Here is a 1,113-nt window from a genome sequence, read left to right on the forward strand (position 1 = left end):
GAAGTCGGTGGGGTAACCTTTTGGAGCCAGCCGCCTAAGGTGGGACAGATGATTGGGGTGAAGTCGTAACAAGGTAGCCGTATCGGAAGGTGCGGCTGGATCACCTCCTTTCTAAGGAATATTTACAAGAAACGTGACGTTTTCTGTTCGTTCAGTTTTGAGAGTTCAATCTCTCATATTTTAATACCTTTACCTATTATGTGGGCCTATAGCTCAGCTGGTTAGAGCGCACGCCTGATAAGCGTGAGGTCGATGGTTCGAGTCCATTTAGGCCCACCATCTCATATAATGGGGCCTTAGCTCAGCTGGGAGAGCGCCTGCCTTGCACGCAGGAGGTCAGCGGTTCGATCCCGCTAGGCTCCACCAACCATAACGATATGATTCGTTATTTTTTGTTCCTTGAAAACTAGATAATGTTATGAAGAAGCAATAACCGAGTAATCGCCATCTTAGTTTTTCTCTTATTTTTGTTTTAAAACGAAGTAAGAGCACAAACCTGAGGGCAATGAGAAGCAAGAAGATCAAGGAAGCGACTGAACGAGCACCGGAGCGTACGAGAGTACGTGAGGAGCACAGTGACGGAGCTGACGCAGAGATTCGCTGCTTATCATTGGCCGAAGTAGGTTAAGTTAGAAAGGGCGCACGGTGAATGCCTTGGCACTAGGAGCCGATGAAGGACGGTACTAACACCGATATGCTTCGGGGAGCTGTAAGTAAGCTTTGATCCGGAGATTTCCGAATGGGGAAACCCCCTATCCGTAATGGGATAGGATCTTTACCTGAATACATAGGGTATAGAAGGCAGACCCGGGGAACTGAAACATCTAAGTACCCGGAGGAAGAGAAAGCAAACGCGATTCCCTGAGTAGCGGCGAGCGAAACGGGATTAGCCCAAACCAGGAGGCTTGCCTCCTGGGGTTGTAGGACACTCTATACGGAGTTACAAAGGAACGAGGTAAATGAACAGGTCTGGAAAGGCCGGCCAAAGAAGGTAAAAGCCCTGTAGTTGAAACTTCGTTCCCTCCAGAGTGGATCCTGAGTACGGCGGGACACGAGAAATCCCGTCGGAAGCAGGGAGGACCATCTCCCAAGGCTAAATACTCCCTAGTGACC

General features: G+C 49.3%; 1 protein-coding gene, 2 tRNA genes and 2 rRNA genes. All 5 read left to right on the forward strand.

Features of this window, described 5'->3' with window-relative positions; genetic code table 11:
- Positions 1–111, forward strand: a 16S ribosomal RNA gene (locus M3205_RS25095); the annotation flags it as partial.
- 91 nt (positions 112–202) lie between these two features.
- A tRNA-Ile gene (locus tag M3205_RS25100) sits at positions 203–279 on the forward strand.
- An 11-nt stretch (positions 280–290) separates the two neighbouring features.
- Positions 291–366, forward strand: a tRNA-Ala gene (locus M3205_RS25105).
- 139 nt (positions 367–505) lie between these two features.
- Positions 506–628, forward strand: coding sequence for a hypothetical protein (locus tag M3205_RS25735; protein ID WP_285887051.1), 123 nt, complete (start codon positions 506–508; stop codon positions 626–628).
- Positions 623–1,113, forward strand: a 23S ribosomal RNA gene (locus M3205_RS25110); the annotation flags it as partial. The genes M3205_RS25735 and M3205_RS25110, both read left to right, overlap by 6 nt.

This window comes from Cytobacillus firmus, from assembly GCF_023715565.1.
Lineage (GTDB): Bacteria > Bacillota > Bacilli > Bacillales > Cytobacillaceae > Cytobacillus > Cytobacillus firmus_C.